Below are 20,333 nucleotides of genomic sequence, written 5' to 3' on the forward strand. Positions count from 1 at the left end.
CCAGTGGTGGTTTGGCTGAGTATTGACCGCCTGCCGCCGGGCCGGATAGGGGTCTAATCGGCCACTTTTTCACACGGTCGTGAGCTGCTCCTGCACATCGTTGATCGAATGGCGGATGCGCTGGCTGAAGATGGAGTCCTCATGGTGGATCAACACAAGCCGCTCCGTCGCACGCGTCATCGCGACATAGAGCAAGCGTGCTTCATCGGCTTCGTTCTTGCCGGGCTTGGGCAGCGACCCCAGGCCCGGAATGATCACCAACGGAAACTCCAGACCCTTACTGGAGTGCATGGTGACCAGCTTCACCGTGTCGTCCACGACAAACAGTGACGTCTTGCCATTGCCTTCGGCCAGCCGGCTCGGTATCCCGTCACGCTGCAAGGCTTCGTGCAGTTTCTCGCCTTCCCAGCTGTTGCGGAAAATCACGGACATGTCCGACAGCGGGCGGCCGTTATCGCGCTCATCACGCAGGCGCTGAAGGATCGCCGGCAGCTGATCTTCCTGTCGCTCCACGCGGATCAGTTCGGGCAGCGCGCCACGGCGGCCGGCGCTTTCCGGCGCGATCAGCGGCACACTGTCCTCGTCTTCGCTGCGCTCCAGCAGCAGCTCGTTGGCGAACGCGCGCGCCACCGAAAGAATTTCCAGCGTGTTGCGGTAGTTGAGCTTGAGGATGGTCGTGCGGCCCTGTGCCTGCACGCCCAGGCTCTTCCAGCTGAGTTTCTTGCGATTGGCCTGGCCGTAGATGTTTTGCGCGTCGTCGTACAACACCAGCAGCGAATTGGTGTTGGGGTCGATCATCTGAACGATCAGCTTGTACCAATCCGGTTCGAAATCGTGGCCTTCGTCGATTAACACCGCGCCGTACTGAAAGCGCGGAATCTGCCCGTGATCGACACCGGCAATGACCGCCGGCGGCAGCTCCTCGGCAAAGTGCGGGCCATCCGGTGGCAGCGGCACGTGATAAGCCGTGAGCATGCTGCGGCACCACTTGTGGAAGTTGTACACCTGCACTTTGTCGCTCAGGCCGCGCTCGCCCATCAGTTGATCCAGCCGCGCTGCCAGCGTCTTGTTGTAGCAGAGCACCAGGATGGGCTTGGACAATGCGCGTGCCAGCTCCATCGCGCGAAAGCCAAGAATCATGGTTTTGCCTGAGCCCGCCACGCCGTGAATGATGCGATGCTCATCGCCCAGCGAGCGGGCGAGCAGTTCTTGCTGGGCGTCCATCACCTTGATGAGGTCGGGCACCTCCACCTTGGTGACCTTGGCCTTGTCGCTGGATGCGAACAGGCCGAACTGGCCGTCACCCGCTTCCACGCGAATTTCGGGGAACAGGTGCCAGCGCACGCGATCGATCTGCGGCAGCGTAAGCGCCTGCGGAAAAATCCACGGAAACATCGCCCACAGACGCTCCTGAAACGCCTCCGGCTCCACTGATTCGTACATCTCGTCCTGGCAGATCACCAGGTGGGCCGGAATCACCTTCTCCAGTTCACCCGCCTCGAACTGCTTGCGGCTGATGTTGGCGAGCACCACGCCATAACCCCACGGCATGATCAGCTTGCCTTCGTGAGTGTGCCCGGACGGAAAGCGCAATGCCGGGTCGCGCTGCAGCACCTTGTAGATCTCGGTGGCGTAATCGCGCGCCTGCATCAGCGGGTTGGGCTGCTTCACGCTGCTGGTGTTAGTGAGCAGGGTAAACAGCGTGGGGTCGGCGTGCTGGATGGTGCCGGGCTTCCAGTCCTTCACTTCCAGCACCAGCAGGCCACGGCGCGGATGAAACACGATGAAGTCGGGGTGGCGCTGTTTGGGACCGACGGGGACGTCGTACCACAGCAGGTAATCGTCTTCGAGCTTCTGCTCCAATCGCTCAGACAAGCGCTTTTCGCCGCTGGTCATGCGCGAAAGGCAGCTGTTTCGGGATGGAATGAGCTTGGCCATCGTGGCGCCCCTGACGTCCGGTCCGGCGACGTTAGCGGATCGGCAGGGCGTGTCAATGGAGCTACCACGGGCCCCGGGGCTGGGTTTTTGCCAGTGCTGCAGCGTATCGGCAGATACGCCGTTCTCAGTGGCGAATCGGTTCGCGGGCAGGGCGGGCGAGGACGTTCCAGGGGGATCTCGTCACCAAAGGCTATCGCTTGGTTTCAAATGCATCCTTTGCGCGCGCAAAAATCCTGTGTTATCTCTATCGACCATGACCTCCCACACCGCCCGCCAGTATTTTTGGTTTTACGGCTATCCGATGCCGCTGGCGGAGGGTTGGTCGCGACTGTCTTAACGACAAGTCACCATTCCCAAAAAGGCCGCCAGCCACCACTGGCGGCCTTTTTTATGGTCGCCAGTGCACCCCACCAGGAGACCACCGTGAACCCTTCCACCGACGATTTACGCATTCGCACCATCACGACGCTGAGCACGCCAGCCGAGGTGATGCGCGATGGCCCCATCAGTGCGCGCGCCGCCCACACGGTGACCGCATCGCGTCATGCATTACATCGCATTCTGGCTGGCGTGGACGACCGTCTGGCGGTGGTGGTCGGGCCTTGCTCGATTCACGATATCGATGCGGCGCTGGAATATGCCGACCGGCTCATCGCCCAGCGCGAGCGCTATGCGAATGAGCTGGAGATCGTCATGCGTGTGTATTTCGAGAAGCCTCGCACCACGGTGGGTTGGAAGGGGCTGATCAACGATCCGGATCTCGACGGCAGTTTCCGTATCGACAAGGGCTTGCGCATGGCGCGCGGTCTGCTGCGCGACATCAATCAAAAGGGCGTGCCGGCGGGTTGCGAGTTTCTCGACATGATCACGCCGCAGTACATCGCCGATCTGGTGGCATGGGGTGCTATCGGCGCGCGGACGACGGAAAGCCAGGTGCATCGCGAGCTCGCTTCGGGCCTGTCGTGCCCGGTGGGCTTCAAGAACGGTACCGATGGCAATGTGAAAATCGCCGTCGACGCGGTGCAGGCTGCGTCGCAACCCCACCATTTCCTGGCAGTCACTAAAGATGGCCAGACGGCCATTGCCGCCACCACGGGCAACGAGGATTGCCATGTGATTCTGCGTGGCGGCAAGACGCCCAACTACGACGCTGCTAGCGTCGATGCTGCCTGCGCTGCCATCGCGAAGGCGGGTCTTGATAGTCGTGTGATGATCGACGCCAGCCACGCCAACAGCGGCAAGCTGGCGGAAAACCAGCCGCGCGTGGTGGACGATATCGCCGCGCAGGTGGCCGGCGGCGAACGGCGCATTGCCGGCGTCATGGTGGAAAGCCACCTTGTTGGCGGCCGTCAGGAACTGGTGCCCGGGCAGCCGTTGCGCTACGGCCAGAGCATCACCGACGGCTGCATTGATTGGGAGTCGACCGTCGCTGTGCTCGATCGGCTCGCGCAGGCAGTGCGCGCCCGTCGCGATGTCGAGCGGGCGGCGCGTTACCCGGGTGGCGGCCGGGTGCTGAGCCGGATGAGGCTTATCCGAGACTGTCCCGACTGAGCGCGCTGGGGTCGACGGCCAATGTCAGCCGCGCCACCTGCACGCCGTTTTCCATCGAAAGCGTGGCCATCGATTCGCTGCCGTGCTGCGTGGTGTAAACGTTGTCCTCGTCGAGCGTGATGCGCGATTCGCCCTGTCGCTGATAGGGCGCGCCCGCCATGGCTGTAAGGCTGGCCGCTTCCGGAAAGAACAGCTGGCCGGTGTGCACCACGTGTCCGCCACGGTAATGACCATCCTGCATCTCCCCGCCGACATGCAGTTTGAGATGGATATGGTTGCAGCGACCCGCGTAATAGCCGGGAAAAATGGTGCGGAACTCAGCCTGTCCGCGCGCGTCGGCGAGCTGCGCGCCGCGCAAAAAGGTCAGTGGATCCGTCGATACACTTTTGGGCGGCATGCCATGCGGCCGGCCACCAGCACCAGGCGGTGGCCCGGGAGGCATGCCGTGTGGCGGCCGGCCGGGCGGCGGCCCCATGCCGGGGCCAGCTGGCGTCATCGCGGTAAACCCTGAGTACAGGCCTTGCGCGTCGCAGTGCCACACCTCCAGTGCCGTGCCGCTCAAAGGCCGGCAAGTGCGGCTGTCCAACACGTCGAAACGCAGCGTCAAGGGCAAGCCGGGTTTCCCCTCCGTGATGTCCTGCCGCAGCAGTGCGCGGTCGAGGTAATACGGGCCCTCTGTCTGTTCTGGAGTGAGACGACATGCCGGGCGGCCATCGGGAAGCGCGCGTGCGACGCGGAACAAGGGGAGGGCAGCGATACCGCCAAGGCACAGCTGCAGAAAATGCCGCCGATTCCAGGTGATTTTCACGACGTGTTCCGATGATGTCTGGGCGTCATGCAGACGCGGCATCTTCCGAACGCTTGAGTGGTATCGGGGATGACAACAGCCGAGCCGCGCCCTTGAGTGCATCGGCGCAGTGGAAGAAAACCCGTGTTCGCAGAGTATGTCCAACCGGTCATGCACGAAACGCGAAAGCCAGACGTCAGCACCTTCACATGAGATTCGCCGTGCAGTGTTTTATGCTGCGCCGCCTTGCTATGCCGTGGGAGCGTTTCATGTCCGCCGAGATCAGCCACAATCCCCAAGCGCATCGTTTCGAGATCAAGGTGGATGGCGTACCTTGCGTGCTCGACTACACGCTGATGAATGGCGTCATGACCATCACGCACACCATCGTTCCTTCGGCCGTCGGCGGTCGCGGCATTGCTTCCAACCTGGTGCGCACGGCGCTGGACACGGCCCGCGAAGAGCACTGGAGAGTCGATCCGGCGTGCTCCTATTCCGAGATATGGATGACGCGGCACCCGGAGTACGCCGACCTGCATATCTGAGGTCGCTGCCTCATCGCCTTCGCTACCCGGAGGTAGTCGCAGTCACGCCTGCGATACGCATTAAGATGCGCCATGCCCAAGCCCGGGTCATGGGAGAGTTCGCCTTGACGACGTGTCGTACGCCCTGCGAAAAGGCCGTTGCATGAACGCGCCGGATGGAAAGTTGCCCGCCGCGCGTCACCGGCTTCCTTTTCGTGTTTTTCGCGCCCGGCCGCGACTGTCGGCATCGGGTGCGGTGTTCCTGCTGACGGGACTGGTGCTGTGGCAGGGCCTGCACCTGAAGGCGGCCAAAGCGCTGCTGCTGGGCTTCGACGTAGGCGTGTTGGTCTATCTGATCGCACTCGCGCTGATGTTCAACCGCACCTCGTCGCCGGAGCTGATGCAAAGCCAGGCGCGCAAGCAGGACACGGGGCGCTGGGGCGTGCTGTGGACGGGGCTGGCGCTCACTGCCGTGGTGGCGCTGGCGCTGACCACGGAGTTGGGCGCAGCGCGAAGTGGCGGGGCGCAGGCGTTGTTGGTCGCGGCGGCCAGTCTGGTGCTGTCATGGCTGTTTCTCAATGTCATGTTCGCCATGCATTACGCCCATGGCTACTACGGCGACTTTGGCGAGAAGCACGAAGGGCTGGAATTTCCCGGTACGGCTCAGCCCGACTACTGGGATTTTGCCTACTTCGCCATCGTGATTGGCATGACCTTTCAGGTATCGGACGTGCAGATCACCAGCCGTTATCTGCGCCGCGTGGCGTTGCTGCACAGCGTGATCGCGTTCTTCTTCAATGTGTTCATCATTGCGATCAGCGTGAATATTGCGGCGGGGTTGGCGGGATAGTCCGCGCTACGCACCACCGCCGCGTGCCGTCATCCCGGCGCAGGCCGGCATGACGGCTGAGAGGCGTGCGGCCAGCATGCCGGGGCCGCATCCCATCCGCATCAATCGCGGAAATTGTCGAACTGCAGCGGCAACTCCACATCCGCTTTGCGCAGCACGGCCATGGCCAGCTGCAGGTCGTCGCGCTTCTTGCCAGTCACGCGCAGCTTGTCGCCATTGATCTGCGCCTCGACCTTCAGCTTGGCCTCCTTCAGCGACGCCACCAGCTTCTTGGCTACCGGCTGTTCGATGCCTTGCTTCACGGTGATCTTCTGGCGCGAACCGCCGAGATTGGTTTCGGCATCACCCACATCCAGCGCGCGAATATCGATCTTCCGCGAGGTCAGGCGGCCGCGCAGGATGTCCAGCATCTGCTCTAGCTGAAATTCGCTGGGTGCGCTCTGGGTGATGATGAGCGTGTCCAGCTCGAACTTTGCGTCAGTGCCCTTGAAGTCGAAGCGGTTGGCCAGCTCACGGTTGGCCTGGTCCACGGCGTTGGTCAGCTCGTGCTTGTCGACTTCGGAGATCACGTCAAAGGAGGGCATGGTGGAGGCTCCGGGGAGGATGGAAAGCGGCAGTTTAAGGCAACACCGACTAAGTATCGCCGTCGTCACCGTCCCTGGCTGCTCGCAGATCACAGGGGTGGCGGCGAAGGCAGACTGGCTGTCTGTTGAGTCGACGCCCCGCAGGGATGCGGGCAGACAGGGACGGCCCCGCCTAACTTAGCCGGTGTTGCCTTAAGCCATGTGGCTCCGCCTGGCGGATAATGCGCGGCTTATGCGGTGGGAGCAGGTTATGAAGGCGGTGTACGCGTGAAAGTGGATGTTCTGGTCGTCGGCGCCGGTGCCGCCGGGCTGATGTGCGCCATGGTGGCGGGGCAGCGCGGCCGCAGCGTGCTGGTGGTCGATCACGCCAACAAGGTGGGCAAGAAGATCCTGATGTCCGGCGGTGGGCGCTGCAACTTCACCAATATGGGGGTGACCCCAGCGTGCTATCTGTCGGCCAATCCGCATTTCGCCAAGTCCGCGCTGGCGCGTTACACCCCATGGGATTTCATCGCCATGGTGGAGAAGCATCGCATCGCCTATCACGAGAAGGAGCTTGGGCAACTGTTCTGCGACGAGTCGTCCAAGCTCATTGTGCGCATGCTGCTCGACGAATGCGCGCAGGCCGGTGTGCGTGTCGAAGCCAGCTGTGGCGTCCAGCGCGTGCGCAAGACGGACGAAGGCTTCAACGTGATGACGTCGCATGGCGAAGTGCATGCACAATCGCTGGTCGTGGCCACGGGCGGCCTGTCCATTCCCACCATGGGCGCCACCGGTTTCGGTTACGAACTGGCCCGCCAGTTCGGTCATAACGTGTTGCCGACGCGGGCTGGCCTGGTGCCGCTGACGTTGAGCGGCAAGCATCAGGAGCGCTATCAGGATCTTTCCGGCGTGGCACTTCCCCTGGTCGAAGCACGCGTGGGCAAGCAGGCGTTCCGCGCCGGGATGTTGTTTACCCATCGTGGTATCAGCGGGCCGTCCATTCTGCAGATTTCCTCCTACTGGCAGCCGGGTGACGATCTGCGAATCGATCTGTTGCCCGATACCAACGCCTCGGAATGGCTGCAGGCGCAACGCACAGAACGGCCCGCTGCCGAACTGAAGAACGTGCTGGCCGACGTGTTGCCGCGCCGTCTCGCGCAGCGGCTTTGCGAGTTGTGGTTCGAGAGTCGTCCCATGCGTCAGTACCGCGAAGCAGAGCTGGCCCAGATCGGCGCACAACTGCACGACTGGCCTATGGTGGCCAGTGGCACCGAAGGCTATCGCACGGCGGAAGTGACGCTGGGCGGTGTCGATACTGACGGCCTTTCCTCCACCACCATGCAATCGAAGCTCGTTCCCGGCCTGTTTTTTGTCGGGGAAGTGGTCGACGTTACCGGCTGGTTGGGGGGCTACAACTTTCAGTGGGCGTGGGCGTCGGGCCACGCGGCGGGCGAAGTGGCTTGATTTCGCGCGGGTTCAACACGCCGCGTGATCCACTGGGTAGCACGATGACCTTGAGGAAAAGCGCATGAAAGTGGGTTTTATCGGCCTTGGTGCCATGGGCAGCGCCATGGCGAGCAACCTGATCAAGGCCGGGCATGACGTCACAGTGTGGAACCGGTCGCCTGGCGCCGCCGAGCCCCTGGCGTCGCTGGGCGCCAAGGTGGTGAAGAGCGCCGATCGGGCGGCGCAAGGCGAGGTGCTGTTCAGCATGCTGGCCAACGATGCCGCGGTGCGCGACATCTTTTTCGCGGGCGGCCTGCTCGATGCGATGGACAAGGGCACGGTGCACGTCAATCACGCCACCGTCTCCGTGGCGCTGGCCAGCGAAATGGGGGCGGAGCATGCGCGGCGTGGACTCGACTATGTGGCGGCCCCGGTGTTCGGGCGGCCGGATGTTGCTGCGGCGGGCAAGCTGAATATTGTGGCCGCCGGCAAGCCCGCGGTGATCGAGAAGGTGCGTCCGCTGCTCGAGGTGATGGGAAGCCGCATCTGGATGCTGGGCGAGGCGCCCGAGCGCGCCAACGTGGTGAAGATTGCCGGCAACTTCATGCTGGGCGCGGCGATCGAAAGCATGGCCGAGGCCTCTGCGCTGACGCGCGCTCACGGTGTCAGTGCGGCGGATTTTCTCGAGGTGATGACCAATACGGCGTTTGCTTCGCCGGCCTTCAAGATCTATGGCCAGCTGATTGCCGAGCAGCGCTACACACCGGCTGGCTTCGCTTTGCCACTGGGCTACAAGGATATCGGGCTGGCATTGGCGGCTGCCGATGCTGCGCGTGTACCACTGCCACTGGCCGGACTGTTACGCGACGCTTTGCTCGAAGCACTGTCTGCAGGCGATGACGACGTGGACTGGTCGATCCTCGCGCAGGTCGCGGCGCGGCACGCGCATCTGGACGAACGCAAACTCTGATCGATGGGCCTCTGTAGGAGCGGCGGTGCGTCAGCGGGCCTGACGCCGCCGCGTCAGCCAGCGATCCAGCTGGTTGGCGAAAGCCTGTTTGTCGCGTGGATGGAACGCAGACGGGCCGCCGGTGTCGACGCCGGCGCCGCGCAGTTCATCCATGAAATTCCGCATGCCCAAACGCTGCGCGATGGTGTCGGCGGTATACAACTCGCCACGCGGATGCATGGCCAGCGCACCCTTGGCGATCACCGCCGAGGCGAGCGGAATGTCTTGCGTAACGACCAGATCATCAGCCGATACGCGCTGCACGATCTCGTTGTCGGCCACATCGAATCCGCCGGGCACCTGGATGGCGCGTACGAAGCGCGATGGCGGCGTGCGCAGCCACTGGTTCGCCACCAGTGTCACCTGCACCTGCTCGCGATCGGCGGCGCGGAACAGCACCTCTTTGATCGCGACAGGGCAGGCGTCGGCATCCACCCAGATTTGCGCGGCCGGATTCAAGCCCGTCCGTTCCAGTGCAGCGTGCCGTCGATGATGGTGTTGGTGCGGCCGCCGATCCAGACCGTCTCGCCGTCGATGCGCACCGTCAGGCTGGCGTCATGCCCAATTTCACGGCCCTGGCTCACCGTGTAGCCGCGCGCCAGCGGGCCGTGCGGTTCCGCATGGGCGATATAGGCAGCAATCAGGCCATTGGCGGCGCCGGAGGCGGGGTCTTCCACCAGGCCCACGCCAGCGGGGAAAGCGCGCACGACAAGCTGGTAATCGGGATGCGAGCTGCGCGCGAAAACGCACAGCCCCAGACTGTCGGTATCACGTGCCAGTGCGCCGATGGCGGAATGATCGGGCTGCCAGCGGCGCAGGCTGTCCTCGTCGGCGCATTCAGCCAGCCACCAGTGACGACCACCTGCGACGTAGGCGGGCGGCAGCGTACCGAGCGCTATGCCGCCCAGGGCTGCCTGCAGCATCGGATGGGCATCGCGTCCGGTCTTTTCCACCGTGGCTTGCGGTGATTTCAGAAGTAACTGTTGGCCATGGCCGTTTTCTTCGACGCGGATCGGTAGCACGCCGGCGCCGCATTCCTGCCACAGCACGCCATCTTTCGGCGCAGCGAGGCCGCACAGCAGCACCGCATGGGCGCTGCCGATGCTGGGGTGGCCGGCAAAGGGAATTTCCTTGTGCGGCGTAAAGATACGCACGCGATAGCTGGCGCCGGGCTGGCTGGGCGGCAGCAGAAACGTGGTCTCGACCAGATTGGTCCAGCGGGCGAAAGCTTGCATCTGGGCATCGCTCCAGCCTTTGGCGTCGGTGACGACACCCAGGTGGTTGCCGCCGCCGGGCGCGGCGGCAAAGACGTCCAGATGCAGGTAACGGATCGACATGGGGGGATGCCTGCAGGCGTGGGGGAAACGCATGAAAGGCGCGCATGATAGTCCGTCAGGGGCTCCCGCGCTTGCATTTTTCAGCTGCGGTGTCGACAAGCATGCCGCACACCGCCAAGATGCGGGCTCTTTGCCACCGCTCCCCGACGGTTACGGAATACCGCATGGTCACCCTGATCATTATTGCCATCACCTGTGTCGTGTCTTTTATGTCGTTCAACAACACCCGGTTGATGAACGACCTGATTCTGTGGCCGCCGGCTATCACGCGTAACCGGGAATACCACCGCCTGGTGACTTACGGGCTGATCCACGCCGATTTTGGCCACCTGCTGTTCAACATGATCACGCTGTTCTTTTTCGGGCGCGCGATCGAAGGGCTCTACACGGCGTGGCTGGGTACGTTGGGTTTTGCGCTGTTCTACATTCTGGCGCTGGTGGTCTCGATTCTGCCGACCTACCTGAACAACCGTGGCAACCCGAATTACCGCAGCCTGGGTGCTTCTGGCGCGGTGTCGGCGGTGCTGTTCTCATACATCCTGATCGCGCCGTGGGCACGCATTGTGGTGTTGGTCGTGCCGATGCCAGCCATCATCTATGCGGTGCTTTACGTGGGTTATTCGATCTATATGGATCGCCGCGGGCAGGGAAACGTGAACCACAGCGCGCATCTTTGGGGCGCCGCCTTCGGCGTCGCGTTTACCTTGCTGGTGCGTCCGGAGGTGCTGTCGCATTTCCTCGCGCAGCTTGCGCAACCCCGCTTCTGAGCGGCGAAGAGGCAGCGTAAAAATTGCCTCTTTTCGAAGGTTCGTTCGCAGTATGGCTGGCAGGTAAACGTTTGCCGGGCTAGTCAATTTGATTCATTGCGTACTTGGTGGCGCGGGTCCAGAGTGGAGTCATCCTCCCCTGAGGTGCCGAGTCATGAAACGCATGTTCGCCGGGTTTGCCTTGGCGGTCGCCACCGCGGCATTGTCCGGTTGTTATTACTACCCGGATTACAGCTACGTACGCCCAGTGGCTGCGACGGGCGGTGGCGACGCGTACTACGGCACCGGTGTGGTCTATAGCGGTGGCTATTACCCCGGCTACTACTACCCGGGCTATTACGGTTACTACGGCTGCTGCTACGGCCCGGCAGTGAGCATCGGTATCGGCGGTGTGTGGTATGGCGGTTCGGGTTATTACCATCACGGCTATTACGGTGGGCACGGTTATTACGGTGGTGGCGGCTACTGGCATGGCCATTCCGGCGGCGGTCACGGCAGCTGGGGCGGCGGCCACGGTGGCTGGAGCGGCCACGGCCACTGAAGCACAATCGCGGCATGATCCTGCCGCCTGCCAGAACCATGCTCAGGCCCATTGCCGTGACGGCGATGGGCCTGCTGCTTTCCGCCTGCAGCACGGTGAGCTACTACAGCCACGTGGCGCACGGGCAGGGCGAGTTGGTAGCGCATCGCCGGGACGTGACCACGGTGCTCAACGACCCCGCGACCGATCAGGCAACACGCCAGCGGCTGTTGCTCGCGCAGGAAGCACGGCACTTTGCCTCCACGCATCTGGGCCTGCCCGATAACCGCAGCTACACCAGTTACGTGCAGCTGGACCGGCCCTACGTGGTGTGGAACGTTTTTGCGACGCCACCGTACTCGGTGTCGCCGCTGCAGCACTGCTTTCCCTTCGCCGGTTGCGTCGCCTACCGCGGCTATTTCTCGCGGAACAAGGCCGATGCTGAGGCAGCGAGACTGAAGCGGGAGGGCAACGATGTTTATGTGGGCGGTGTGCCGGCGTACTCCACCCTGGGCTGGTTCTCCGATTCCATCCTGAGCAGCATGATGCGGTGGGATGACGACGAGCTGGCCGGCACCATCTTTCATGAGCTGGCGCACCAGCTGATCTACGTGAAGGATGACAGTGCGTTCAACGAATCCTTCGCCAGCTTTGTGCAGGAAGAGGGGCTGCGCGAATGGCGGCAGTCGCGCGGGCTGCCGCCACAGGATGATCACGCCAGGGCAATGGACGACGGGTTTACCCGTCTGGTGCTCGATCTGCGCGACCGCTTAAAGAGGCTCTATGCCAGCGGCGTCGATACCCCTGCCATGGCGGCGGGCAAGCAACGCGAGATCGAAGACTTCCGCGCGCGTTACGCGCAATGGCGCGAACGCGAATGGCCGGACGATCATCGCTACGACGCGTGGGTAAAAGCGCCCATCAACAATGCACGGCTGGTGCCGTTTGGTCTTTACGATCGATGGACGCCAGCGTTTGGCGCACTGTTTCGGCATGCCGAAGGGCAGTGGCCCGCGTTCTACGCAAGCGTGCGTGCATTCGCCCAGCAGCCGCATACACAGCGTGAACAATTGCTCCAGCAATGGCTGGATGCGAGCAGCCCATCGTTGAGTGCGCCGTCGCTTTAGGCGTCCGGCGAGTTCCACCTGTCAGTGCGCGCTCTTGCGCCCTGCCATGTGCCGCAAATACGCCAGCAACGCATTCAGATCCGCATCCGACAGCGCCTCCTGATCAAAGCCGGGCATGCGGGCCTGTGGCCAGTGACGCAGCGATTGTGGATTGCGTATGTAAGCGCGGAGCAGATCCTCGCGCAGATACTCGGTGGGGTTGTGCGGAATGTTGAGGTCGGGCCCGAGTCGTGCGTAACCCTGGTCGTTGAGTGTGTGGCAGGCGAAACAGGTACGTTCAAAAACAGTGAAGCCGTGGCGTACTTCGCTGTCCGGCTTCAGTGCGATATCGGGCAGGATCGCCGGGAATCGTTCGGCTACTGGCGACAGTCGCCGTATCGTTGCCAGCTGGTAAGGCCATTGTTCGGGGCCGACCTTCATGGCCTGGGGGTCGGTCCACACGACATAGAACGGGCCAGCGCCGCCCTTGGCTTCGGACAGCGAGGGCCAGGGCTGCTTCGGCTCCTCAATGGCCAGCCAGGCTTCGGACCCATGCGCATGCAGGATCAGATTGGCGGGGATCTCCGCGGCAAAACCGTCCGTGGCGACGAACAGCAGGGCGTCGTCGGCATCCGCGCCTTGCAGCAGTGCTTTCAACGGCACGGCGCGATAGCGCATGGCGTGTTTGAACGACACGTCGTCCGGGATATGGATGGTGCGTGCGTCGCCACGGGCAAGCAGTTGCTCCGTGGTGTAAACCTGCGTGCCATGACCCAGGTCGACCGTGAGTTCGGCGGCCTTCAGGGGCAGGGCGAGACAAAGGCTCAGCAGGCAAAGGCGGCGCAACAAGGGGAGCATCGGGCGATCCGGTCAGGAGTGGCGGCCGATTGTAGGGCTGCCCGCCAGCTTGCCAAAAGCTGAACAGATCCGGCGACCCTCTTGAACTAGGTCAGAGCGGGCCACACTAAGTACCCGTATCGCCGTGACGGCGACAAGAAGCGGTGCAGCTTCATCGCATTGCTGGGGGGTCGGTCCTGTTCCCCTCTTTGTTTGAGACCGGCCTGACAAAACCTCGGTAGTCCCTCCCCTGACTACCGAGGTTTTCATTTTTTTAAGGTTTGTGCGCCGGGCTCGCGGCCTGAGTGGCAACGCGGGGATAATCAGCACATTCCCCCGTGCCGCGTGAGCGCCGATGATCGTCACCTCCCTGCTCGACACTGATCTCTACAAGTTCTCCATGATGCAGGTGGTGTTGCATCACTATCCTGCGGCGCAGGTCGAGTACAAGTTCAAATGCCGCAACCCCGGCGTGAATCTGGTGCCCTATATCCAGGAGATCCGCGACGAGCTCAAAAGCTTGTGTACGCTTCGCTTTACGCCGGAAGAGCTGGAGTACCTGCGCAGCTGGCGCTTCATCAAAAGCGATTTCGTCGACTTCCTTGGTCTGTTCCAACTCAACGACAAGTACGTCGAGATCCATCCTGCGCAGGAGGGGCCGGGCGAGATCGAGATTCGCATTCGCGGCCCGTGGCTGCACACCATTCTGTTTGAAGTGCCGCTGCTGGCGATCATCAACGAGGTGTACTTCCGCAATACGCGACCGGGGCTCGACCTAGGCGAGGCGCGTCGCCGCCTGCGCGAAAAGATTTCCTTGCTGCGCGATACCGAAGGTTACGAAGGCTGCCGCATCGCTGATTACGGCACGCGCCGCCGCTTCTCGCGCCAGTGGCACCAGGAAGTGGTCACTACGCTGCGTGAGGGCCTGGGCCCGCAACTGGCAGGCACCAGCAACGTGTGGCTGGCGTGGAAACTTGGCCTGACGCCACTGGGGACACTGGCTCACGAGTACCTGCAGGCGCATCAGGCGCTCGGCCCTCGTCTGCGCGATTCGCAGGTGGCCGCGCTGGAGACCTGGGCGAGGGAATATCGGGGCGATCTGGGCATTGCCCTGTCGGACGTCTACGGTCTCAGCGCCTTCCTGCGCGACTTCGACATGTATTTCTGCAAGCTGTTTGACGGTACCCGGCACGACTCGGGCGATCCGTTCGCGTGGGGCGAGCGCGTGCTCGCGCACTACCGGGCCAATCGCGTGGACCCGCGCAGCAAAGTGCTGGTATTCAGCGACGGCCTCGACATTCCCAAGGTGATGCGCCTCTACGAGCACTTCCACGGCCGTTGCCAGCTCGCTTTCGGCGTGGGCACTAACCTCACCAATGATGTGGGGCCGGAGGCGCTGCAGATCGTCATCAAGATGGTTCGCTGCAACGGGCAGCCCGTGGCGAAGATCAGCGATACGCCCGGCAAGAATATGTGCGATGACAGCGCGTACGTCACTTACTTGAGGCAGGTGTTTGAGATTCCTGCCGATCCTGAAGCGGTGACCTGCTAAAAAACACTGTAGGAGCGCACAAGCGCGCTCCTACAGTGAGTTGAGCGGCTTCAGAACGCCGGCAGCACCGCGCCCTGATACTTCTGCTCGATGAACGCCTTGATCTCCGGGCTGGTCAGTGCCTTGGCCAGCTTCTGGATGCGTGGATCGTCCTTGTTGTCCGGGCGTGCCACCAAGTAGTTCACGTACGGCGAATCCTTGTTTTCGATCAACAGCGCGTCCTTGGTCGGGTTGAGGCCCGCGGCGAGCGCATAGTTGGTGTTGATCAGGGCGAGGTCCACTTCATCCAGCGTGCGCGGCAGCATGGCCGCCTCCAGCTCGCGGAACTTCAGCTGCTTGGGATTAGCCGTGATGTCCTTGAGCGTGGACAGCTCATTGCTGGGGTCCTTCAGCGTGATGATGCCGTGCTTGGCCAGAAGCAGCAGGGCGCGGCTGTTGTTGCTGGGATCGTTGGGCAGGGTGACCGTGGCGCCCTCGGGCAGCTGGTCAATCGACTTGAGCTTGTGCGAGTACGCGCCGAATGGCTCGATGTGTACGCCGGTGACAATCGTCAGGTTGGTGCCACGCTCGCGATTGAACGCATCCAGATACGGCTTGGTCTGGAAATAGTTGGCGTCGATCGACTTTTCCAGCACCTGCGTGTTGGGTTGCACGTAGTCGGCGAACACTTTGATCTCGAGGTCAATGCCTTCCTTCGCCAGGATCGGCTTGACCTGCTTGAGAATTTCCGCGTGCGGCACGGCCGTGGCTGCCACCACCAGTTTCTGGCTGTTGGCATCGCCGCCGCCGGAACTGGAGGACGAGCAGCCCGCCAGCAGGAGCAGGGCGGCAAGAACGGCAATCAGCTTTTTCATGGTGGCGCATCACCTTTGGTGCGGCGCATCAGAATAGCCGTCCATACCGCCCAATGCAAAGCTGGCCAGGGTCAGCGGCGGGTGTATCGCGCTACCAGGCGATCGCCCAGCATCTGCAGCAGCTGTACCAGCACGATCAGCAGCACCACCGTGACCAGCATGTAGTCCGATTTGTAGCTGAGATAGCCGTAACGGTAGGCGAGGTCGCCCAGTCCGCCCGCGCCGATGGCGCCGCCCATAGCGGTGTAGCCGACCAGCGCAATGGCGGTGACGGTGATGCCAGCGATCAAGCCGCCGCGCGCTTCCGGCAGCAGCACATGGCGCACGATCTGCCAGGTAGTGGCGCCCATCGACTGGCTGGCCTCGATCACGCCGTGCTGCACTTCACGCAGTGCGGTTTCCACCAGTCGTGCGAAAAACGGCGCCGCACCGATCACCAGCGGCGGAATGGCGCCACGGATACCGAGCTTGGTGCCTACCAGCACATAAGTAAGCGGCATCAGCACGATCATCAGAATGATGAAGGGAATCGAGCGAAGTACGTTCACCACCAGCGACAGCACGGCATACAGCTTGGGCATTTCGCGCAGCTGGCCCTTGCCGGTGAGATACAGCAGCACGCCCAGCGGCAGGCCGATCGCCACCGTCAGCAGCAGCGAGCCGCCGAGCATCAACAGGGTGTCGATGCAGGCGTGACCGAGTTCGCCCCAGTCGTCGATATTGGGAAACAGGCCTTGCAATGGGGAGTTCATGCGCGGTTCTCCGGCGACGGGGTGATTTCTTCTACTTCGATGCCTGCCTGACGCAGGTTGGCCAGCGCCTCATCCACGCGGTCGCCATTCATGGCGAGGGTGAGCTGGCCATAAGGCAGATCTTTGATGCGGTCAATACGGCCAGCGAGGATGTTGAAATCCACGCCGGTATCGCGCGCCACGCGCCCCAATGCGGGCGTCCAGGTGGCGTCGCCACGGAACGACAGGCGCAGAATGCGGCCGGTGACGTGCGTAAACGGCATCTGCTCTCCGGCAGCTTCTTCCGGCAACGCTTCGTTGACGAAGCGGCGCGTGGTGGCGTGCCTGGGATGCAGAAACACGTCGGCCACCGCGCCGCTTTCCACGATGTTGCCGGCATCCAGTACCGCCACGCGATCACACACGCGGCGCACCACGTCCATCTCATGGGTGATCAGCACGATGGTGAGTTTTAGTTCGCGATTGATCTCAGCCAGCAGGTCAAGTACCGAGGCGGTGGTCTGTGGATCGAGCGCGCTGGTGGCCTCGTCGCAGAGCAGGATCGAAGGACGGTTGGCCAAAGCGCGGGCGATGCCTACGCGCTGCTTCTGTCCGCCCGAAAGCTGCGACGGGTATTTGTCGGCATGCACAGTGAGACCCACGCGTGCCAGCAGTTCGTCCACGCGTTGGCGGATGGCGGCGGCGTCGCTCTCGCCTGCAAGCCGCAGCGGAAACGCCACGTTCTCAGCCACTGTCTGCGAGGCCAGCAGATTGAAGTGCTGGAAGATCATGCCGATACGCTGGCGCTGCTGGCGCAGCTGCGCTTCGGTAAGCGCTGTCATATCGGTGTCGCCGATCAGGATGCGGCCGCCACTGGGGCGTTCGAGCAGGTTGATCAGACGGATAAGCGTCGATTTGCCTGCGCCCGAATGGCCGATGATGCCGAATACCTCGCCATCGGCGATGTCGAGGTTGAAGCGTTGCAGCGCGGGAACGTCCCGGCCGTCAACGCGGTAGGACTTGTGGACATCCTGAAATCTGATCACGGGGTACCTTCGTGGAGCCGGGGTAGGCATCAGCCGCCGGCGAGGCCGGCGGGCGAAAGCATAAGGCATGTGCCCTTCGCGGTCCCATCACGAGGGGCGAGGGCGCGGTATCGCCCGGCGTGGCTTGCGGGACTACACTGACGCTTTCTCCCTCGAGGAATGCCGCGATGACCTCCGTTTACGATTTCTCCGCCCGTGACATCGACGGCAACGAACGTTCGCTCGCTGAATTCAGTGGCAAGACCATGCTGATCGTCAACGTAGCCTCCAAGTGTGGCTTTACTCCGCAGTACACCGGTCTGGAGGCGCTATGGCGCGTGGATCAGGACAAGGGCTTGGTGGTGTTGGGTTTCCCGTGCGACCAGTTCGGCCACCAGGAACCGGGCGACGAAGCCGAGATCCGCAACTTCTGCTCGACCAGCTACGACGTCACGTTTCCCATGTTCGCCAAGATCGAGGTGAACGGCGATGGCGCTCACCCGCTCTACAAGTGGCTCAAGAGCGAGGGCAAGGGGATTCTCGGCAGCGAATCGATCAAATGGAACTTCACCAAGTTCCTGGTCAATCGCAGCGGCCAGGTGGTGAAGCGCTACGCGCCCACGGACACGCCCGAAAAGATCAGCAAAGACATCCAGACTCAGTTGGCGGGATGAGTTGCGACGGTTGGTGCTGACGCAGCCGGCGTGACCACCGGGCTGCGTGAGGCGGCAAGCAGTACCGCGATGGCGTCGATGTCGTGGCTGGCGCTGGGTGCGCCAGCCGGCGGGTCGTAGTTGTTGAGCATGATGGCGAAAGCCAGCCGCTCGCCGTCGCCGGTGGTGACGTACCCGGCCAGGCAGTGCACATAACTCATGCTGCCGGTTTTGGCGTGCACGTTGTTCTCGGCAGGCGTGTTGCGCATGCGCCATTGCAGCGTGCCATCCACGCCGGCAATCGGCAGCGCTTCCTGCAGCGTAGCGGCGTAAGGCTGGCTGGCCAGGAACGCGAGCAGCCGCGCCATCGCATTGGGCGTGGTGAGATTGCGGCGGGAAAGACCCGTGCCTTCTTCGATGATGCTGGCCGCGGGCGCAATGCCGATCTGCTCGAGCAATTGATGCAACGCGCGGATACCCCAGCGTTCGCTGGTGATGAAGCCCTGATTGCCTTCGTGTTGCTCGGTGTCGCTTTGCGCCTTGACGCCGGCGAGCAGCAACAGGTTTTGCAGGTAGAGGTTTTGTGACCGCTTGAGCCCGCGGCCGAGAATGTCGCCGACCGGCGGCGAAAGCACTTCTGCCAGCGTGCGAGGCTGGGCGGGAAGAGCGGTATCCCGACGCGGCCAATGCATCGATACCAATTTTCCGTCGAGCTGAATGCCGTGACGCATCAGTGCCTGCTGCAGCAGTGCACCGGCAAAGCGTGCGGGGTCGGGCACGGCCAGCTTGTAACTCTGCGCGGCCGATTTCGCCGCGATGGTGCCGAACGCATACAGCACGCCATCGCCAGGCGCGCGATAGAGGTTGATGTCGTTGCGCGTGCGAGCGGCTGTCGTGGTGATCTCATTGACCACGCTGGGTATCGCATTGGAAGGATTGAAGCTGATATCTGCTGACAACCCCGCCGCGCCTGCCGGAGAAACGGTGACGTCCACCTGGTTCTCGCGCACGCTCAGGGCGGTGGCCGGCACGGCAAACCAGCTTTGCAGATCGATGGCTTCCCACCCGGTGCCCATCATCGGGCTGGCGAAATAGGTGGCGTCGGCAATCAGGTCGCCATGCACGCGACGCAGGCCTTGCGCGGCTAGCTGGGTGGCGAGCTGATCGGGCCACTCCGCCGTGGCGGCATCGGCGCCAAGCGTGGGATCGCCCATGCCGTAAAGGATCAGAGGGCCATCCAGCCGGCCGTTGTGAATGTCGCCGCCTGCCAGTACACGAGTCGGGATGCGGTAATCCGGCCCCAGCTCGCTCAGCGTCACCGCCGCCGTAAACAGCTTGGCGGTGGATGCGGGCTGGAAGAGCTGGTCGGCATGCCGGGCATAGACGGTGCGCCCGCTGTTGAGCGAGATCACCGAAATACCCCAGTCGGCACCCGCAAAGCGCGGCTGATCGATCAGCTGGTCGATCTGCTCCGCCAGCGTGGGCGCCACCATGGGGGCGGGCGTTACGGAGGCGGAATGGGGCGCCGCGGGCGTGGTGGCAGCCATCGCCAGGCTCGCCAGTCCGATGCCCAGGACGGCGGCAGCGCAGCGGCTCAGCAGGTGTTGCGGCATGACCATGGGCGAAGTATCGCCAATCCTTACCGTCCGCGGCTAGCGGCCGCGTAGGGTCAGTCTGGTAATCTTGGCGCTTCGCGCCGGTCCCTGCCGGCGCTCCCTCCCTATTCGAGAACATCATGCAGATCGCCAAGAACACCGTTGTTGCCTTCCACTACACGCTCACCGACGACCAGGGCCAGGTGCTCGACAGCTCGCAGGGCCGCGAACCGCTGGTGTACCTGCAGGGTGTCGGCCAGATCGTGCCGGGCCTGGAGAAGGCGATGGAAGGCCGCCAGGTCGGCGACCAGTTCAAGGTCGACGTGGCGCCGGAAGAAGGCTACGGCGTGCATCACGCCGAGCTGATCCAGGAAGTGCCGCGCGAGGCGTTCCAGGGCGTGGAAGATATCCAGCCCGGCATGCAGTTCCAGGGCCGTGGCCCGCAGGGCGTCATCAACGTCACGGTGACCAAGGTCGATAGCGAAAAGGTGCACATCGACGGCAATCATCCGCTGGCCGGCCAGACGCTGCACTTCGACGTGGAAGTGACTGACGTGCGCGCCGCCAGCGAAGAAGAGCTCGCTCACGGTCACGTGCACGGCGAAGGCGGCCACCACCACTGAGTGGGCTGATGGCGCCGGTGTTTTCGCCGGCGCCGTGTAACGCCAAAAACGGTGCCGGCGGT

The 20,333-nt window shown here is 63.0% G+C and carries 21 protein-coding genes; 11 read left to right on the forward strand and 10 right to left on the reverse strand.

Annotated features, from left to right (window positions below):
• Positions 1-69: 69 nt before the first annotated feature.
• On the reverse strand, positions 70-1,938 hold the full coding sequence (locus OQE56_RS09625) for a 3'-5' exonuclease (protein WP_267223847.1): 1,869 nt from the start codon (positions 1,936-1,938) through the stop codon (positions 70-72).
• A 423-nt stretch (positions 1,939-2,361) separates the two neighbouring features.
• Between OQE56_RS09625 and OQE56_RS09630 the strand changes: the two genes are divergently transcribed.
• Positions 2,362-3,489 carry a 3-deoxy-7-phosphoheptulonate synthase gene (locus OQE56_RS09630; protein ID WP_267223849.1) on the forward strand — a complete coding sequence of 376 codons (1,128 nt, stop codon included), beginning with the start codon at positions 2,362-2,364 and terminating at the stop codon, positions 3,487-3,489.
• Here the strand turns inward: OQE56_RS09630 and OQE56_RS09635 are convergent.
• On the reverse strand, positions 3,467-4,297 hold the full coding sequence (locus OQE56_RS09635) for an intradiol ring-cleavage dioxygenase (RefSeq protein ID WP_267223851.1): 831 nt from the start codon (positions 4,295-4,297) through the stop codon (positions 3,467-3,469). The genes OQE56_RS09630 and OQE56_RS09635 overlap by 23 nt on opposite strands.
• A gap of 248 nt (positions 4,298-4,545) precedes the next feature.
• On the opposite strand from OQE56_RS09635, the gene OQE56_RS09640 reads away from it, so the two are divergent.
• Both OQE56_RS09640 and OQE56_RS09645 read left to right on the forward strand, forming a co-directional pair.
• Positions 4,546-4,821, forward strand: coding sequence for a GNAT family N-acetyltransferase (locus OQE56_RS09640; protein WP_267223853.1), 276 nt, complete (start codon positions 4,546-4,548; stop codon positions 4,819-4,821).
• A 142-nt stretch (positions 4,822-4,963) separates the two neighbouring features.
• Positions 4,964-5,650, forward strand: coding sequence for a DUF1345 domain-containing protein (locus tag OQE56_RS09645; RefSeq protein WP_267223855.1), 687 nt, complete (start codon positions 4,964-4,966; stop codon positions 5,648-5,650).
• A gap of 101 nt (positions 5,651-5,751) precedes the next feature.
• Here the strand turns inward: OQE56_RS09645 and OQE56_RS09650 are convergent, their stop codons facing one another.
• Positions 5,752-6,234, reverse strand: coding sequence for a YajQ family cyclic di-GMP-binding protein (locus OQE56_RS09650; RefSeq protein ID WP_267223857.1), 483 nt, complete (start codon positions 6,232-6,234; stop codon positions 5,752-5,754).
• Positions 6,235-6,501: 267 nt separating this feature from the next.
• On the opposite strand from OQE56_RS09650, the gene OQE56_RS09655 reads away from it, so the two are divergent.
• Entirely contained in the window at positions 6,502-7,680 is a 1,179-nt protein-coding gene (locus OQE56_RS09655) for a BaiN/RdsA family NAD(P)/FAD-dependent oxidoreductase (protein WP_267223859.1), read from the forward strand.
• A gap of 64 nt (positions 7,681-7,744) precedes the next feature.
• Entirely contained in the window at positions 7,745-8,632 is an 888-nt protein-coding gene (locus tag OQE56_RS09660; protein WP_267223861.1) for an NAD(P)-dependent oxidoreductase, read from the forward strand.
• A gap of 30 nt (positions 8,633-8,662) precedes the next feature.
• Here the strand turns inward: OQE56_RS09660 and OQE56_RS09665 are convergent, their stop codons facing one another.
• Complete coding sequence (locus OQE56_RS09665) at positions 8,663-9,130, reverse strand: YaiI/YqxD family protein (RefSeq protein ID WP_267223862.1); 468 nt, start codon at positions 9,128-9,130, stop codon at positions 8,663-8,665.
• Positions 9,127-10,008: a PhzF family phenazine biosynthesis protein gene (locus OQE56_RS09670; RefSeq protein WP_267223864.1), complete on the reverse strand. Its 882-nt coding sequence runs from the start codon at positions 10,006-10,008 to the stop codon at positions 9,127-9,129. Before OQE56_RS09670 ends, OQE56_RS09665 begins: the two co-directional genes overlap by 4 nt.
• Before the next feature lie 164 nt (positions 10,009-10,172).
• Between OQE56_RS09670 and OQE56_RS09675 the strand changes: the two genes are divergently transcribed.
• From OQE56_RS09675 to OQE56_RS09685, 3 genes are all read left to right on the forward strand, one after another.
• Positions 10,173-10,775 carry a rhomboid family intramembrane serine protease gene (locus OQE56_RS09675; protein ID WP_267223866.1) on the forward strand — a complete coding sequence of 201 codons (603 nt, stop codon included), beginning with the start codon at positions 10,173-10,175 and terminating at the stop codon, positions 10,773-10,775.
• 154 nt (positions 10,776-10,929) lie between these two features.
• Entirely contained in the window at positions 10,930-11,316 is a 387-nt protein-coding gene (locus tag OQE56_RS09680) for a hypothetical protein (protein ID WP_267223868.1), read from the forward strand.
• A gap of 14 nt (positions 11,317-11,330) precedes the next feature.
• Positions 11,331-12,422 carry an aminopeptidase gene (locus OQE56_RS09685; RefSeq protein WP_425601615.1) on the forward strand — a complete coding sequence of 364 codons (1,092 nt, stop codon included), beginning with the start codon at positions 11,331-11,333 and terminating at the stop codon, positions 12,420-12,422.
• A 21-nt stretch (positions 12,423-12,443) separates the two neighbouring features.
• On the opposite strand, the gene OQE56_RS09690 is transcribed toward OQE56_RS09685, so the two are convergent.
• Complete coding sequence (locus tag OQE56_RS09690) at positions 12,444-13,259, reverse strand: cytochrome c (protein ID WP_267223870.1); 816 nt, start codon at positions 13,257-13,259, stop codon at positions 12,444-12,446.
• Positions 13,260-13,593: 334 nt separating this feature from the next.
• On the opposite strand from OQE56_RS09690, the gene pncB reads away from it, so the two are divergent.
• Positions 13,594-14,790 (forward strand): nicotinate phosphoribosyltransferase, encoded by a 1,197-nt coding sequence (pncB, locus tag OQE56_RS09695; RefSeq protein ID WP_267223872.1) that lies wholly within the window; start codon positions 13,594-13,596, stop codon positions 14,788-14,790.
• Positions 14,791-14,840: 50 nt separating this feature from the next.
• Here the strand turns inward: pncB and OQE56_RS09700 are convergent, their stop codons facing one another.
• The 3 genes from OQE56_RS09700 to OQE56_RS09710 all read right to left on the reverse strand — a co-directional run bounded on the left by OQE56_RS09700 (position 14,841) and on the right by OQE56_RS09710 (position 17,421).
• Positions 14,841-15,644, reverse strand: a complete 804-nt coding sequence (locus OQE56_RS09700; RefSeq protein WP_267223874.1) for a MetQ/NlpA family ABC transporter substrate-binding protein — start codon at positions 15,642-15,644, stop codon at positions 14,841-14,843.
• A gap of 71 nt (positions 15,645-15,715) precedes the next feature.
• The gene (locus tag OQE56_RS09705) at positions 15,716-16,396 is read right to left on the reverse strand and encodes a methionine ABC transporter permease (RefSeq protein ID WP_267223876.1); all 681 of its coding nucleotides are present in this window, start codon (positions 16,394-16,396) and stop codon (positions 15,716-15,718) included.
• Positions 16,393-17,421, reverse strand: coding sequence for a methionine ABC transporter ATP-binding protein (locus OQE56_RS09710; RefSeq protein ID WP_267223877.1), 1,029 nt, complete (start codon positions 17,419-17,421; stop codon positions 16,393-16,395). The genes OQE56_RS09705 and OQE56_RS09710 overlap by 4 nt, the downstream gene beginning before the upstream one ends.
• 167 nt (positions 17,422-17,588) lie before the next feature.
• On the opposite strand from OQE56_RS09710, the gene OQE56_RS09715 reads away from it, so the two are divergent.
• Positions 17,589-18,074 carry a glutathione peroxidase gene (locus tag OQE56_RS09715; RefSeq protein ID WP_267223879.1) on the forward strand — a complete coding sequence of 162 codons (486 nt, stop codon included), beginning with the start codon at positions 17,589-17,591 and terminating at the stop codon, positions 18,072-18,074.
• Here OQE56_RS09715 and dacB read toward each other — a convergent pair.
• Positions 18,059-19,672, reverse strand: a complete 1,614-nt coding sequence (gene dacB, locus OQE56_RS09720; protein WP_267223882.1) for a D-alanyl-D-alanine carboxypeptidase/D-alanyl-D-alanine endopeptidase — start codon at positions 19,670-19,672, stop codon at positions 18,059-18,061. The genes OQE56_RS09715 and dacB overlap by 16 nt on opposite strands.
• 116 nt (positions 19,673-19,788) lie before the next feature.
• Here dacB and OQE56_RS09725 point away from each other — a divergent pair, with 116 nt between their 5' ends.
• Entirely contained in the window at positions 19,789-20,271 is a 483-nt protein-coding gene (locus tag OQE56_RS09725) for an FKBP-type peptidyl-prolyl cis-trans isomerase (protein ID WP_323748573.1), read from the forward strand.
• The last annotated feature ends 62 nt before the right edge of the window (positions 20,272-20,333 follow it).

It is taken from the genome of Dyella silvae (assembly GCF_026421305.1).
Taxonomy (GTDB): Bacteria; Pseudomonadota; Gammaproteobacteria; order Xanthomonadales; family Rhodanobacteraceae; genus Dyella; species Dyella silvae.

Coding starts and splice junctions, on each gene's coding strand:
- OQE56_RS09625 (WP_267223847.1), bottom strand. CDS start 1,938: ATGGCCAAGCTCATTCCATCCCGAAACAGCTGCCTTTCGCGCATGACC.
- OQE56_RS09640 (WP_267223853.1), top strand. CDS start 4,546: ATGTCCGCCGAGATCAGCCACAATCCCCAAGCGCATCGTTTCGAGATC.
- OQE56_RS09645 (WP_267223855.1), top strand. CDS start 4,964: ATGAACGCGCCGGATGGAAAGTTGCCCGCCGCGCGTCACCGGCTTCCT.
- OQE56_RS09650 (WP_267223857.1), bottom strand. CDS start 6,234: ATGCCCTCCTTTGACGTGATCTCCGAAGTCGACAAGCACGAGCTGACC.
- OQE56_RS09660 (WP_267223861.1), top strand. CDS start 7,745: ATGAAAGTGGGTTTTATCGGCCTTGGTGCCATGGGCAGCGCCATGGCG.
- OQE56_RS09670 (WP_267223864.1), bottom strand. CDS start 10,008: ATGTCGATCCGTTACCTGCATCTGGACGTCTTTGCCGCCGCGCCCGGC.
- OQE56_RS09675 (WP_267223866.1), top strand. CDS start 10,173: ATGGTCACCCTGATCATTATTGCCATCACCTGTGTCGTGTCTTTTATG.
- OQE56_RS09680 (WP_267223868.1), top strand. CDS start 10,930: ATGAAACGCATGTTCGCCGGGTTTGCCTTGGCGGTCGCCACCGCGGCA.
- OQE56_RS09685 (WP_425601615.1), top strand. CDS start 11,331: ATGATCCTGCCGCCTGCCAGAACCATGCTCAGGCCCATTGCCGTGACG.
- OQE56_RS09690 (WP_267223870.1), bottom strand. CDS start 13,259: ATGCTCCCCTTGTTGCGCCGCCTTTGCCTGCTGAGCCTTTGTCTCGCC.
- pncB (WP_267223872.1), top strand. CDS start 13,594: ATGATCGTCACCTCCCTGCTCGACACTGATCTCTACAAGTTCTCCATG.
- OQE56_RS09700 (WP_267223874.1), bottom strand. CDS start 15,644: ATGAAAAAGCTGATTGCCGTTCTTGCCGCCCTGCTCCTGCTGGCGGGC.
- OQE56_RS09705 (WP_267223876.1), bottom strand. CDS start 16,396: ATGAACTCCCCATTGCAAGGCCTGTTTCCCAATATCGACGACTGGGGC.
- OQE56_RS09715 (WP_267223879.1), top strand. CDS start 17,589: ATGACCTCCGTTTACGATTTCTCCGCCCGTGACATCGACGGCAACGAA.
- dacB (WP_267223882.1), bottom strand. CDS start 19,672: ATGGTCATGCCGCAACACCTGCTGAGCCGCTGCGCTGCCGCCGTCCTG.
- OQE56_RS09725 (WP_323748573.1), top strand. CDS start 19,789: ATGCAGATCGCCAAGAACACCGTTGTTGCCTTCCACTACACGCTCACC.